Annotated in this window: 11 protein-coding genes, 1 tRNA gene and 1 pseudogene; 8 read left to right on the top strand and 5 right to left on the bottom strand. The window is 68.8% G+C overall.

Annotation, left to right across the window (positions count from 1 at the left end):
* Positions 1-58: 58 nt before the first annotated feature.
* Positions 59-2,800, bottom strand: a complete 2,742-nt coding sequence (gene aceE / locus SCMU_RS11705) for a pyruvate dehydrogenase (acetyl-transferring), homodimeric type (RefSeq protein WP_229229328.1) — start codon at positions 2,798-2,800, stop codon at positions 59-61.
* 403 nt (positions 2,801-3,203) lie between these two features.
* Between aceE and SCMU_RS11700 the strand changes: the two genes are divergently transcribed.
* The 5 genes from SCMU_RS11700 to SCMU_RS11680 all read left to right on the top strand — a co-directional run bounded on the left by SCMU_RS11700 (position 3,204) and on the right by SCMU_RS11680 (position 6,865).
* Positions 3,204-3,620: a DUF3052 domain-containing protein gene (locus SCMU_RS11700; RefSeq protein ID WP_229229327.1), complete on the top strand. Its 417-nt coding sequence runs from the start codon at positions 3,204-3,206 to the stop codon at positions 3,618-3,620.
* On the top strand, positions 3,617-4,111 hold the full coding sequence (locus SCMU_RS11695; protein WP_229229326.1) for a peroxiredoxin: 495 nt from the start codon (positions 3,617-3,619) through the stop codon (positions 4,109-4,111). The genes SCMU_RS11700 and SCMU_RS11695 overlap by 4 nt, the downstream gene beginning before the upstream one ends.
* A gap of 87 nt (positions 4,112-4,198) precedes the next feature.
* Positions 4,199-4,271, top strand: a tRNA-Val gene (locus SCMU_RS11690).
* A gap of 314 nt (positions 4,272-4,585) precedes the next feature.
* Complete coding sequence (locus SCMU_RS11685) at positions 4,586-5,389, top strand: IclR family transcriptional regulator (RefSeq protein ID WP_229229325.1); 804 nt, start codon at positions 4,586-4,588, stop codon at positions 5,387-5,389.
* 123 nt (positions 5,390-5,512) lie between these two features.
* A complete protein-coding gene (locus tag SCMU_RS11680; protein WP_229229324.1) occupies positions 5,513-6,865 on the top strand; it encodes an MFS transporter in 1,353 nt (450 codons plus the stop codon).
* A 172-nt stretch (positions 6,866-7,037) separates the two neighbouring features.
* Here the strand turns inward: SCMU_RS11680 and SCMU_RS11675 are convergent, their stop codons facing one another.
* Positions 7,038-8,093: a D-2-hydroxyacid dehydrogenase gene (locus SCMU_RS11675; RefSeq protein WP_229229323.1), complete on the bottom strand. Its 1,056-nt coding sequence runs from the start codon at positions 8,091-8,093 to the stop codon at positions 7,038-7,040.
* A 58-nt stretch (positions 8,094-8,151) separates the two neighbouring features.
* Here SCMU_RS11675 and SCMU_RS11670 point away from each other — a divergent pair, with 58 nt between their 5' ends.
* The 3 genes and pseudogenes from SCMU_RS11670 to gnd all read left to right on the top strand — a co-directional run bounded on the left by SCMU_RS11670 (position 8,152) and on the right by gnd (position 11,425).
* A complete protein-coding gene (locus SCMU_RS11670) occupies positions 8,152-9,066 on the top strand; it encodes an NAD(P)-dependent oxidoreductase (RefSeq protein WP_229229322.1) in 915 nt (304 codons plus the stop codon).
* Positions 9,063-9,854, top strand: coding sequence for an SDR family oxidoreductase (locus tag SCMU_RS11665; protein WP_229229321.1), 792 nt, complete (start codon positions 9,063-9,065; stop codon positions 9,852-9,854). The genes SCMU_RS11670 and SCMU_RS11665 overlap by 4 nt, the downstream gene beginning before the upstream one ends.
* 130 nt (positions 9,855-9,984) lie before the next feature.
* Positions 9,985-11,425, top strand: a pseudogene (gnd, locus tag SCMU_RS11660) (NADP-dependent phosphogluconate dehydrogenase).
* 199 nt (positions 11,426-11,624) lie between these two features.
* Here gnd and epsC read toward each other — a convergent pair.
* The 3 genes from epsC to msrA all read right to left on the bottom strand — a co-directional run bounded on the left by epsC (position 11,625) and on the right by msrA (position 13,801).
* The gene (epsC, locus tag SCMU_RS11655; protein ID WP_443020311.1) at positions 11,625-12,203 is read right to left on the bottom strand and encodes a serine O-acetyltransferase EpsC; all 579 of its coding nucleotides are present in this window, start codon (positions 12,201-12,203) and stop codon (positions 11,625-11,627) included.
* Positions 12,204-12,252: 49 nt separating this feature from the next.
* A complete protein-coding gene (cysK, locus tag SCMU_RS11650) occupies positions 12,253-13,188 on the bottom strand; it encodes a cysteine synthase A (RefSeq protein WP_229229319.1) in 936 nt (311 codons plus the stop codon).
* A gap of 88 nt (positions 13,189-13,276) precedes the next feature.
* Complete coding sequence (gene msrA, locus SCMU_RS11645; RefSeq protein ID WP_229229318.1) at positions 13,277-13,801, bottom strand: peptide-methionine (S)-S-oxide reductase MsrA; 525 nt, start codon at positions 13,799-13,801, stop codon at positions 13,277-13,279.
* Between the last annotated feature and the right edge of the window lie 78 nt (positions 13,802-13,879).

Here is a 13,879-nt window from a genome sequence, read left to right as displayed (position 1 = left end):
CGCCGTCGTGCGCGGTTGCCGAAGCGGAAGCCCAGCTCTCGCCGCGGTGTTCTGCGGGCTAGCTCTCGCCGCCCGCGTTTCCGGTCGTCCCCGCGTTGACATCCATGAGCCGGTACCGCTCGAACGCCTGACGCGGAGCATCGGCGTCGACCTCGCCGCGGCGGGCGAGCATCTGCAGAGCCCGCACCACCACCGAGTGCGCGTCGATGTGGAAGTAGCGGCGGGCGGCCGCGCGGGTGTCTGCGAAGCCGAAGTCGTCGGCACCCAGCGTGGCGAACTCGTTCGGGACGAACTGGCGGATCTGGTCGGGCACGGCCTTCATGTAGTCCGTGACGGCCACGATCGGGCCCGTCGCGCCCGCCATCTGCTGCGTGACGAACGGCACCCGCGGCTCCTGCCCCGGATTGAGGAACGCCTCCTCCTCGGCGGCGAGGCCGTCGCGGCGCAGCTCGGTCCAGCTCGTCACGCTCCACACGTCCGCGGAGACGCCCCACTCGTTGGCGAGGATCTCCTGGGCCTCGAGCGCCCACGGCACCGCCACGCCGGAGGCGAGCAGCTGGGTCCGGGGGCCGTCGATCTTCGCGGGAGCCAGCAGGTAGATGCCCTTGAGCACGCCCTCGACATCGAGCTCGTCCGGCTCGGCCGGCTGCACGATCGGCTCGTTGTACACGGTGATGTAGTACATGACGTTCGGGTTGGGGTGCTTCCCGCCGTACATGCGCTCGAGGCCGTCCTTGACGATGTGCCCGATCTCGTAGCCGTAGGCGGGGTCATAGCTGACCACCGCGGGGTTCGTCGAGGCGAGGATGGGGGAGTGCCCGTCCGCGTGCTGGGTGCCCTCGCCCGTCAGGGTGGTGCGCCCGGCGGTGGCGCCGATCACGAACCCGCGGGCCATCTGGTCCGCCGCGGCCCACAGGCCGTCACCGGTGCGCTGGAAGCCGAACATCGAGTAGAACACGTACACCGGGACGAGCGTCTCGCCATGCGTCGCGTAGGACGTGCCCGCCGCGGTGAACGCCGAAACCGAGCCGGCCTCGTTGATGCCAGCGTGGAGGATCTGCCCTTGTGGCGACTCCTTGTATGCGAGGACCAGGTCACGGTCCACGGAGAGGTAGTTCTGGCCCTTGGGGTTGTAGATCTTCGCGGTGGGGAAGAACGCGTCCATGCCGAACGTGCGCGCCTCGTCGGGGACGATCGGCACGATGCGCTTGCCGAACTCCTTGTCCCGCATGAGGTCCTTGAGGAGCCGGACGAACGCCATCGTGGTCGCCGCCTGCTGCTTGCCGGAGCCGCGCTTGGCGACTTCGAAGGACTTCTCGGCCGGCAGCGTGATGCCCTCGTGCGGGTCGCGGCGCTCGGGCAGGAACCCGCCGAGCTCCTTGCGGCGCTGCATCATGTACTGGATCTCGGGCGCGTCTTGGCCGGGGTGGTAGTACGGCGGCTGGTACGGGTCGGCCTCGAGCTGCTCGTCCGTGATCGGGATCCGCAGGTGGTCGCGGAAGTCCTTGAGGTCCTGGAGCGTCATCTTCTTCATCTGGTGGGTCGCATTGCGGCCCTCGAAGTGCGTCCCGAGCCCGTAGCCCTTGACGGTCATCGCCAGCACCACCGACGGCTTGCCCTTGAACTCCGTCGCGGCCTTGTAGGCGGCATACACCTTCCAGTAGTCGTGGCCGCCGCGCTTGAGGTTCCAGATCTGCTCGTCGGTGTAGTCGGCGACGAGCTCCTTCGTCTCAGGTGTCTTGCCGAAGAAGTGGTCGCGGACGAACCCGCCGGACTCGGCCTTGTACGTCTGGTAGTCGCCGTCGAGCGTCTCGTTCATGATCTTGACGAGCTGGTTGTTGTCATCGCGCGCGAGCAGCGAGTCCCACTCGCGGCCCCAGATGACCTTGATGACGTTCCAGCCGGCCCCGCGGAAGAATGCCTCGAGCTCCTGGATGATCTTGCCGTTGCCGCGCACGGGCCCGTCGAGGCGCTGGAGGTTGCAGTTGACGACGAACGTGAGGTTGTCGAGGTTCTCGTTGGCTGCGAGCTGGAGGAGGCCGCGGGACTCGGGCTCGTCCATCTCGCCGTCGCCGAGGAAGGCCCACACGTGCTGGTCCGAGGTGTCCTTGATCCCGCGGTTGTGCAGGTACCGGTTCGTCTGGGCCTGGTAGATCGCGTTCATCGGCCCGATGCCCATGGACACGGTCGGGAACTCCCAGAACTCCGGCATCATGCGCGGGTGCGGGTAGGAGGAGAGGGCGTGGCCCTCGCGGGACTTCTCCTGCCGGAAGCCGTCGAGGTCCTCTTCGGCGAGCCGTCCTTCCATGAAGGCGCGGGCGTACATGCCGGGGGAGGCGTGGCCCTGGAAGAAGACCTGGTCGCCGCCGCCGGGGTGGTCCTTGCCGCGGAAGAAGTTGTTGAAGCCCACTTCGTAGAGCGTCGCGGCGCCCGCATAGGTCGAGATGTGCCCGCCCACGCCGACGCCGGGCCGCTGGGCCCGGTGGACCATGATGGCCGCATTCCAGCGCATGTAGGCGCGGTAGCGGCGCTCGAACTCCTCGTTGCCAGGGTACTCCGGCTCCTGATCGGCCGGGATGGTGTTCACGAAGTCAGTCGTCGTGACCATGGGAACGCCCACGCTCCGCGAACCCGCGCGCTGGAGGAGGCTGCGCATGATGTACTGCGCGCGCTCCGTACCGTGCTCTTCGATCAGGGAGTCGAGAGACTCAACCCACTCGGCGGTCTCTTCGGGATCGCGGTCCGGCAACTGATTCGTCAGGCCGCTGAGGATGTGCGAGGTTTCCTCTCCTACAGACACGTCCAACCTCTCTTCGAGCCCGTGGGGCCGGAGCTGGTGGCAGCCGGCGGCGGGCAGTCTCGTCACGATGCCCTGCGTGCAGGGCCGTTGATGCAAAGTAAGCGCCGTGCCAGGCCATGGGGGTCTTGCGGCCGGCCGACGTTCACACGCCACTCTAGCCGCGCGCGGGCGGGGGTGGTTAGCCGCTCACCGCTCTGTGACCGTCATCATGGATGCTGGCCGGGCGCGGAAACGGCGACTATTGGGGCGGTCGACGCGGTGCCTGCTTGAAGCAGCGCGCCAAACGTAGTTGGCTTATAGCTACAGTGCGCCAGAGTAGACACGTCTGATGCGACACATGGGATGCGATCGGCATTCCGGGCCGCACAGCGTCGGACCTGGTGCCAGACAAGGAGGAGAGGACGTGGGCGAGACCGACACCGCCGCGGACAGCAATGTGGCGGCGCGACTGGGTTTCAAGGATGGGGACCTGATCCAGGAGTTCGGCTACGACGAGGACGTGGACTTCGAACTGAGGGACGCGATCGAGGAGGCGGTCGGCTCCGAGCTCCTCGATGAGGATGACCACGATGTCGTCGACGGCGTGATCGTATGGTGGCGCGAGGATGACGGCGACCTCGTCGACATGCTTGTGGATGCCCAGACGACCCTCAACGAATCCGGTGTCCTGTGGCTGCTGACGCCCAAGCAGGGGCGTGACGGCCATGTGCGTCCCGTCGAGGTGCAGGAGTCTGCGCCGACAGCCGGGCTCCACTCGACGTCATCGGTGGGCGTCTCCAAAGACTGGAGCGCGACCCGACTCGTGCGGAAGAAGCAGTGACCCTCCCGCTGGGCGCCGGATCGCCCGCAGTCGGCGATCTCGCCCCGGACTTCGAGTTGCCCAACCAGTTCGGCGAGCCTGTCCGGCTCTCGGCCTACCGCGGCCGGCCCGTCGTCGTGCTCTTCTTCCCGTTCGCGTTCTCCGGCATCTGCACCGGCGAGCTGTGCGAGATCCGCGACGGCTGGGACGCCTTCGCGCAGGTCGACGCCGAGGTGCTCGCCGTCTCGGTCGACAGCAAGTTCGCGCAACGCGCCTACGCCGCGGCGGAAGGCTACGAGTTCTCCCTCCTCGCCGACTTCTGGCCGCACGGCGAGGTGGCACGCCGCTACGGGGTGTTCGACGAGGACAGCGGCATGGCGCTGCGCGGAACCTTCATCCTCGACGACGACGGCGTGGTCCGCTATCGCGTTGTCAACCCGCGAGGTCAGGCGCGCGACATTGCCGAGTACCGCGCCGCGCTGGCCGAGGTCGCCGGGTCCAGGGCCTCCTAGGCGTGCGGACCGCGCGCGGTTTCGCCGCGCGGCGCCCCCTGGGGTACTGTTGGACCCCGTCGGGACGCTGGCCGTTCGCCGACAGAAGGGTCTTTAGCTCAGCTGGTAGAGCGCCACGCTTACACCGTGGATGTCATCGGTTCGATCCCGGTAGGACCCACCCATCCCAAGAATGCCGGGCCGCTTCCCAGTGTCGCGGCACGGAAGCTGCCGTACGGAAGAAGTCACGGGCCGCCTGACCGCTGTCGGGCGGCCCCTCGCGTCTCCGCGGCCTGCCCGGGCCCTAGCAGGCATGGAATGAGCCTCCCGCCGCGGCCATTGGGGGTTTGCCGCGGCGGGAGGCTCTGAAGACGAATATAGGGTGAACGTTTCCGGAATCAAAATCGCACGATCCACGCCCGGCGCCGAAGGCCCTGACAGCGCTGCCAGTATGATGGAGCGTGTTCAGCAGAATGAACCACGCGAAGGAGCATGATGGTCGCGGTAGCAGCAGCCGAGGGCACACCCGCCCAGGCCTCGTCCACGCAGTCCCCAGCGCCAGCGGTCACCCGCGCGGCCGCACTCCTTGACGTCCTCGCGGCCTCGGACGCCGGCAGGGTCACGCTGAGCGACCTCGCCCGGGAGCTGGGCATCCCCAAGTCGTCGACGTCCAATCTCCTCACAGCGCTCGAGGATGCGGGCCTGGTCACGCGACAGGGGTCCGAATACTCGCTGGGCCGCAAGCTGGTCGAACTCGGGGCCGCCTACCTCAGCCGGCGTGACGAGATCCAGGAGTTCTACCGTTTCTGCGAACAGGCTCCGACGCTCTCGCATGAGACGGTCCGCGTGGCCCTCCTCGATGGGGACAGTGTCATCTACCTCGCGCGCTATGAGGGCCACCCGGCAGTCCGGCTCACCTCCAGCATCGGGGACAAGATGCCCGCGTCTCTGTGTGCCGTCGGGAAGGCTCTCCTTGCGCGGCGTCACCAGCGCGATCTGGACGAGTTGTTCCCCGACGATGCGCAACTCCCGGTGCTCACGGAGCATTCGATCCGGACGGGCCGGGAGCTGAAGGCCGAGCTCCGTCGCATCCAGACGGATGGATACGCCTTCGAGGATGAGGAATCGACCATCGGCGTGGTGAGCCTCGCCGTGGCCGTGCCGACTCGAGGTGCCCACGGCCCCAGTCTCGGGGTGTCCGTGACCTACCTCAAGGCGAGCTTCACCGAGGCGGCGAAGAACGCGATGGTGGCGGAGCTGAAGGAGCTCGCCAAGGTCCTCGGAAATCCGATGGGTTGAACAGTGTTCATTCCTATGGACTGATTGTTCAGAGTTCTGTACTCTGTTCAGAGTAGTGATCGGCGTCATGCCGCGCGCTGTTCACCATCCCGCGTGTCACGGGATGCGTCCAAAGGAGTACACATGAACATCAGCGACCCGGGCACCGCACGGACGAGTGCTCTGCCGCAGGGCAGCCAGGTTGATCCCGACCAGCTCCGGCGGGCAACGCTCGCGAGCTCGGTGGGATCGGCCCTCGAGTACTACGACTTCTACATTTTCGGCCTTGCCACGGCGCTCGTCTTCGCCCCGCTCTTCTTCGCGCCGTTCGGCGATGCCAAGGTCATCGTGGGCTTCGCGACGTTCGGCATCGCCTACGTGGCCCGTCCGATCGGCGGCCTGCTCTTCGGCTTCATCGGCGACCGCTGGGGCCGCAAGGTCGTGCTCCTGAGCACGATCGCCCTGATGGGCTCCGCGAGCTTCCTCATCGGGCTCCTGCCCACGTACACCCAGATCGGCGCAGCCGCGCCGATCATGCTCGTTGCCCTCCGCATCCTCCAGGGCCTCGGGGCGGGGGCGGAGCAGGCCGGCGCCACGACCCTGATCTCCGAGGTCTCGCCTGCGCCCCGCCGTGGCTTCTTCGCCGCGCTGCCCTTCGTGGGCATCCAGCTCGGGACACTCCTCGGCGCCGGCACCTTCACACTGCTGGGCCTCGTCGATCCGAAGATCGTGCAGGTCTGGCTGTGGCGCGTGCCCTTCCTCGCCTCATTCATCCTCATCGTCACGGCCCTCGTGATCCGTCTGCGCCTTAAGGAAACGCCCGTCTTCCGGGAGCTCGAGGCGCACGAGGAGGTCGTCAAGAACCCTGTGAAGTCGGTCTGGGCTTCATCGAAGGGCGCAGTCCTCAAGGGGATCGGCGTGCGCATGGCGGAGAACGGCAACTCGTCGATCTTCTCGGCCATTGCCGTGAGCTTCCTCGGTACCGTCGCTGTCTTCAAGGACGACAAGGCGCTCGGACCGGTGGCGCTCCTCATCGCTGCGGCGTTCTCCGCGGTCGCCGTCGTGTTCTTCGGCTGGCTCTCGGACCGCGTGGGCCGCGTGCCGGTCTACCGGTACGGCGCGCTCTTCCAGGCCATCATCGCGTTGCCGGCGTTCTACCTCCTCACGCTCGGACAGGCGTGGCTCGTGATCGTGGTGATCACGGTCGGGATCGCGCTCGGCGTCCAGTCGATGCTTGGCCCGCAGTGCGCGCTCCTGCCTGAGATGTTCGGTGCGACCCACCGGTTCACGGGAGTGGCGCTGAGCCGCGAGATCTCGGCGATGCTCGCCTCTGGCCTCGTGCCGGTGCTCATCGCCGCGGCGCTGGAGGCGACCCACAACTCGTGGCTCGTCCTCGGGCTCTTCTCGCTCGTGCTCTCACTCATCACGTTCGGCACGACGTTCGCGCTGCGGGAGACGCGCGGACGCGACCTCACGGTGCTGGCCGACGGCGCGTAGCCGAGGCTCCGGCGCCGCAACCGCCTGAGGTGGGCCGCCGACGTCGTGCGTCCAGTTGCGCACGACGGCGGCGGCCCACCTCGTGCGTCGAGCTGCGCTCCCTCGTCCGGGAGTCACCTCCTGAGTGGCAACCTCCGGGAGGTGACCCTCGGACGGTGAGCGGGCTCTCGGCTCAGTAGAAGTGGATCGGGTCCACCCGGTGGGGGAGGGGTCCGCCGTCCAGCAGCAGGCGGAGATTCGCGGCGAACCGCTCGGCGATGAGCCGGTTCTCGGCGGCGGAGAGCGCAGAAGTGTGCGGCGAGACGAGCACGCGCGGGTGCTCCCAGAGGGGGCTCGCGGCCGGCAGCGGCTCGACCGCGAACACGTCGAGGCACGCATAGCCGACCTTGCCCGAGTCGAGCGCGTCGACGAGCGCGTCCTCGTCCACGACGGTCCCGCGCCCCACGTTCACGAATACTGTCCCTGGCTTCATGGCGGCGAACACCTCTGCGCCGATGATGCCCTCGGTGTAGGGCGTGCCCGGAAGAGTGTTGACGAGGGCGTCTGCGCCCGCGACGAGCTCGGCCAGCCCGGCATTGGTTGCGATGCGGTCGATGCCCTCGACCTCGGCAGCCGCGCGCTTGGTGCCGCTCACGCCCATGCCGAGAGCGCGGGCGAGCCGTGCGGTCTCGAGGCCGATCTCGCCGAGGCCGGCGACCACGAGCTTCGAGCCGGAGACGAGCCGCGTGGGGGTGCGCAGCCCGGGCCAGTGCCTGACGGCCTGATCGGCGGCCATCTCTGAGACGCGCTTGAAGCCGTTGAGGATCCCCATCATGGCGAACTCGGCGAGCGGAAGGGCGTGGATGCCCGCGGATGTGGTGACCGCGACGCGCTCAAGGTCCTCGGCGGAGAGGCCCGAGGCCTTGACCGCGCCGCCGGCGCCGGCGGCCATAGCGTGGACCCACCTCAGTCGCGGGTTCTCGGCTACCACGCGCGCGAGGCCCGACGCGGACTCGTTCGGAAGCCCGTACAGGACTTCGGCCGAGTTGAGGAGCTTCCAGTAGCGCTCCTCGGCATCGGGGGACCGGCGGAAGGCCGGATCGCCGGCGTGGTCGGCGGGGAATCGCTCCGGCGGGAGGAGGCCGGGCTCGTAGAGGACGGTGACAGCGGGGTCCACGGCGCGGATCGTCTCAACCAGCTCGGCCTCGAGCGGGACGGCGATGGCGACGGTGAGAGGGGAATCACTCATCTGTTCATTATACTGAATCATGGCTAGAATACTGAACAGAATCATTCAGGAGGTCATCATGCAGCGCAGCGTGGGTTTCATGGGGCTCGGCCTCATGGGCGGCCCCATGGCAAGCCGTCTCGTCGAGGCGGGCTGGGGCGTGGCGGGGTGGAACCGGTCCCGGCCGGCACTGGACTCCCTTGAGGCGGCGGGCGGCCGCGCCGTGGCGGAAACAGCCGATCTCGCCTCCCTGCCCGTCTTGGCGGTGATGCTGCCCGACCTCCCCCAGATCGAGGCGGCGTTCGAGCCGATCTTCGCGCGGTGGGCGCTGGAGGCTCCCCAGCAGGGCACGCTCGTCGTGGTGTTCAGCAGCGTCTCGCCGGTCGACGTGCGCGCCTTCGGCGAACGTGTCGCCCAAGCGAGCCGCGGTGCGGCCTCCGTGGTGGATGCGCCCGTCAGCGGCGGGCAGCGCGGCGCGATCAGGGGCACGCTCTCGATCATGGTCGGTGCGGAGCCCGCGCAGGCCGAGGCCCTCGCCGGGCTGTTCGCCCCGCTCGCCAGTACGGTCGTCCGGCTCGGCCCCAGGGGCTCGGGCTCGCTCGCCAAGGCCTGCAACCAGCTCGTGGTCGGTGCCACGGCCGCGGCGCTGGCCGAGGCTGCCGTGCTCGCCGAGACGGCGGGCCTCGACGTGGGCCAGCTCTTCGCCGTGCTCGGCGGCGGCCTCGCCGGAAGCCGCGTTCTGGACCAGCTCGGGCCCCGGATCGTCGCCCGCGACTACACCGTCACCGGCCCCGCGCGGTTCATGGCCAAGGACCTCCGCTTCGTCGAGGCCGCTGCGCACGACGGCGGCGCGCGCCTCCCGCTCGCGGCCGCGGCGCTCGACATCTACACGCGCCTCAACGAAGCCGGCCTCGGAGGCGAGGACCTTGCAGTCGTGCACGAGTACACCCGCCGCGCGAGCGGCATGACGGACCGGGAGACCGCCACACCATGACGAGCACCAGCACATCCTTCGACCTGACCGGGCGAACCGCCCTCGTGACCGGCTCGAGCCGCGGCATCGGCAGGGCCCTCGCCGCGGGCCTCGCGGAGGCGGGTGCCGCCGTCGTGCTCCACGGCTCGGATGCCGGGCGGGTCGAGGCGACCCGCGCCGAGCTCACGGAGCGGGCCCGCGGGGCCGGCAGGCGGGCCGCCTTCCACGGTGTCGCGTTCGATATCACCGATCCGCGGGCCGTCGCCCGGGGCGTCCATGCCGCCGAGGAGGCAGCCGGCCCCCTCGACATCCTGGTCAACAACGCGGGCATCCAGCACCGGGTACCGATGCTCGAGCTCGACCCGGCAGACTGGGACCGCGTGATTGCCACGGACCTCACGAGCGCGTTCCTGGTGGGCCGCGAGGCCGCCCGCGGCATGGTCGAACGCGGCCGCGGCAAGATCATCAACATCGCCTCGGTCCAGGCGGACCTCGCGCGTCCCACCATCGCGCCCTACACGGCCGCGAAGGGCGGCCTGAGGAACCTCACGCGTGCCATGGCCGCCGAGTGGGCCGGGTCCGGGCTCCAGATCAACGCGATCGCGCCGGGCTACATCCACACTGAGATGACCCAGAACCTCGTCGACGACACGGAGTTCAACTCGTGGATCCTCGGCCGGACCCCGGCCGCCCGGTGGGGAACGGTCGCGGATCTCGTAGGGCCGATCGTGTGGCTCGCCTCGGACGCCTCCGCGTTCGTCAACGGCCAGACAATCTTCGTCGACGGCGGCATGACCGCCGTCGTGTGATGCCGGCGTGGCAAGTGGCAGCAATCGCTTGCCAAATGTGAGGTGCGCCGAAATACGATGTCAAAGAGCACCTAAGCCTGCCCGGCTCAACTAGCCTTGACGGGGATCCCAGCGAAGAGACGGAGAGTACATGTCTGCACAGATCGGCGTCACCGGACTTGCGGTGATGGGGGCGAACCTCGCCCGCAACCTGGCGCGCAACGGCTACACGGTGGCGCTGCACAACCGCTCGGTGGAGAAGACGGACGCGCTGCTGGCCAAGCACGGCGACGAGGGCGACTTTATCCGCACCGAGACGCTCCAGGAGCTCGTCGGCGCGCTCGAGAGGCCCCGCCGCGTCCTGATCATGGTCAAGGCCGGCGCTCCCGTCGACGCGGTCGTGGACCAGCTCGTGCCCCTCCTTCAGGAGGGCGACATCGTGATCGACGGCGGCAACTCGCACTACCAGGACACGCGCCGCCGCGAGGCGGCCCTGGCCGAGAAGGGCCTGCACTTCGTCGGCGTCGGCGTCTCCGGCGGGGAGGAGGGAGCCCTCAACGGCCCGTCCATCATGCCCGGCGGCTCCAAGGAGTCCTACGACGCGCTCGGGCCGCTGCTGGAGAAGATCTCGGCCAAGGCCGACGACGGCACCCCGTGCTGCGCGTGGATCGGGACCGACGGCGCGGGCCACTTCGTGAAGATGGTCCACAACGGCATCGAGTACGCCGACATGCAGGTCATCGGCGAGGCCTACAACCTGCTCCGCAGCGCGGCCGGGATCGAGCCCGCCGAGCAGTCGGAGATCTTCACCGAGTGGAACAAGGGCGAGCTCTCCTCGTTCCTGATCGAGATCACGGCCGAGGTCCTCGGGCACGTCGACGCGAAGACGGGCAAGCCGTTCGTCGACGTCGTGGTGGACTCCGCCGGGCAGAAGGGCACCGGCCGCTGGACGGTGCAGTCCGCCCTCGACCTCGGCTCGCCGGTCTCGGGCATCGCCGAGTCCGTGTTCGCGCGCGGGATCTCCTCCCAGCGGGACCAGCGCGCGATCGCCCAGGCGACCCTCGCCGGCCACGAGGCCGAGATCGAGGTGCCCGAGGGCTTCGTCGAGGACGTGCGCCAGGCGCTGTACGCGTCCAAGCTCGTCTCCTACGCCCAGGGCCTGGATATGCTCGGCTCCGCGGCGAAGGAGTACGGCTGGGACCTCAAGCTCGACGAGATCGCCTCGCTGTGGCGTGCCGGCTGCATCATCCGCGCCGACCTGCTCAAGGTCATCATGGAGGCGTACAAGGGCGGCTCGGCCCCCGCGAACCTGCTGTTCGCGCCGGGCTTCGTCGAATCCGTCGGCAAGGCCGTCCCGGCGTGGCGGCGCGTTGTCGCGACGGCTGTGCAGCTGGGCATCCCCCGTGCCGGTCTTCTCCTCCTCGCTCGCGTACTACGACGCCTTGCGCGCCAAGCGCCTGCCCGCCGCGGTGATCCAGGGCCAGCGCGACCTCTTCGGCGCGCACACCTACCAGCGTGTGGACGGCGAGGGCACGTTCCACACGCTCTGGGGCGAGGACCGCTCGGAGATCTCCGCAGTCGACACCCACTGACCGCGGCTTCCCCCCGCCTCGTGACACTCGGGACGTGACCCCCAGACGCTCTCTGGTCTGGGGGTCACGTCCCGGGTGTCACCTTCTGGGCCCTACCCTCTGGGGGTCACCTCCCGCGCGCACGACGACGGCGCCGCCCACCACGTGCGGTGGGCGGCGCCGTCGTCGTGCGCTCACGGGGACGACCCCCGATGAGACCTCAGATGTAGTAGTACTCCGCCGGATCGACCGCGGGCTTGGTCTCCTTGGCGGCGTCGCGGTGCCGCCACGTCGCCGGGACGCCCGTCACGATCGAGTTCGGCGGGGCGTCCTTGACCACCACGGCGTTGGCCCCGACGGCGCTCCCGGCGCCGATCGTGATCGGCCCGAGGACCTTCGCGCCGGCACCGATGGTCACGCCGTCGCCGATCGTCGGGTGCCGCTTGACCTTGGCCAGTGAGCGGCCCCCGAGCGTCACGCCGTGGTACAGGAACACGTCGTCCCCGATCTCGGCCGTCTCGCCGATCACCACGCCCATGCCGTGGTCAATGAAGAACCTGCGACCGATCGTGGCGCCGGGATGGATCTCGATGCCCGTGAGGAACCGTCCCGCCTGGGAGATGAGCCTGGCCGGGAAGCGGAGCTCCGGCTTCTGCCACATCGCGTGGGTCAGGCGGTGGATCCAGATGGCGTGCAGGCCGGAGTACGCGAGGAAGTTCTCGACGTTGCCCCGCGCGGCCGGGTCATGGGCCGCCGCGGCGTCGAGGTCCTCGCGCAGCCGGGCCACCGTGCGTTTGATCAGAGACACAGGCTTCCTTCAGGTGTGGCCGGGTCCGCGAGGTACGGGCCTAGCCGCGGATGTCGTCGTACAGGACGGTGGAGATGTAGCGCTCACCGAAGTCGGGGATGACCGCGACAATCAGCTTGCCCTTGTTCTCCGGGCGCTTGGCCAGCTCGAGCGCCCCCCACACGGCCGCGCCCGCCGAGATGCCGCCGAGGATGCCCTCCTTGGTGGCCAGGGCGCGGGAGGCCGCGAGGGAATCCTCGAGGGTCGCGTCGAGCACTTCATCGTACACATTGGTGTCGAGGACCTCGGGGACGAAGTTGGCCCCGAGGCCCTGGATCTTGTGCGGGCCCGCGGCCCCGCCGTTGAGGATGGCGGAGTCCTTCGGCTCGATGGCCACGACCTGGACGCCCGCCTTGCGCTCCTTGAGCAGCTGGCCGGCGCCGGTGATGGTTCCGCCCGTGCCGACCCCGGCAACGAGGATGTCCACCTCGCCGTCGGTGTCGTTCCAGATCTCCTCGCCGGTGGTCTTGCGGTGGATCTCGGGGTTCGCCGGGTTCGCGAACTGCTGGGCCCAGATCGAGTTCTCGGTGTTGGCTACGATCTCCTGGGCCTTCTCGACGGCGCCGCGCATGCCGTCCGAGCCGGGCGTGAGGACGATCTCGGCGCCGTACGCCCGCAGGAGGACCCGGCGCTCGGTGGACATGGTCTCAGGCATCGTCAGGATCACCTTGTAGCCGCGGGCGGCGCCGACGAGGGCGAGGGCGATGCCCGTGTTGCCCGAGGTGCCCTCGACGATCGTGCCGCCCGGCTTGAGGGCACCGGACTGCTCGGCCGCGTCGACGATCGCCACGCCGATCCGGTCCTTGACGCTGTTGGCGGGGTTGTAGAACTCGAGCTTGACCGCGACCTGCGCGCCGAGGCCCTCCGTGAGCCGGTTGAGCCGGACGAGGGGGGTGTTGCCGACCAGCTGGGTGACGTCATCGTAGATGCGGGCCATGATTCCTTTGCTTTCTGGAAGTGGGCGTGACGGAGCGTAACCGGAGCGCCGGCCGCGGCTTCAGCCTAGCCAGCGCCCTGAGGCGCGGCTAGGACGTCAGCCACTCCGAGTAATATTTGCGGGCCTTGGCCAGCTTGGGGTTGATGATCACGTGGCAGTAGCCCGTGTCCTGATTGTTCGCGTAGTAATCCTGATGAAAGGCCTCGGCCGGATAGAACGTGCTGGCACGAGTCACTTCTGTGACGATCTGCGCGCTCCACAGGGCCTGGTTCCGTGCGATCGCCTCCTCGAAGAGAGACCTCTCCTCGTCGGTGCGGTAGAACATCGAGGACCGGTACTGGGTCCCCACGTCGTAGCCCTGCCGATTGAGCGTGGTTGGGTCGTGCATCGCGAAGAACATGTCCAGCACGGTCTCCTGGGGGATGACCTCCTCGTCGAAGGTCACCGCGACGACCTCCGCGTGCCCGGTCATGCCGCTGCAGACGCTGTAGTAGTCCGGGTCCGGGAAATGCCCGCCGGTGTAGCCAGAGACCACGGAGGTCACGCCGCGCGTCTTCTGGTACACCGCATCGAGACACCAGAAGCAGCCGCCGCCCAGAATGAAAGTCCTCATGCTGCCTACAATGTCCGGAGCCCGCGGAAGATTCCCGAGAGAGGACCGCCCCTCGTGTCAGAGCAGACCGGCCCCGCA

It is taken from the genome of Sinomonas cyclohexanicum, from assembly GCF_020886775.1.
Lineage (GTDB): Bacteria > Actinomycetota > Actinomycetes > Actinomycetales > Micrococcaceae > Sinomonas > Sinomonas cyclohexanicum.
The sequence above is the reverse complement of the archived record's forward strand: the minus strand, read 5'-3'. Positions and strand labels throughout refer to the sequence as shown.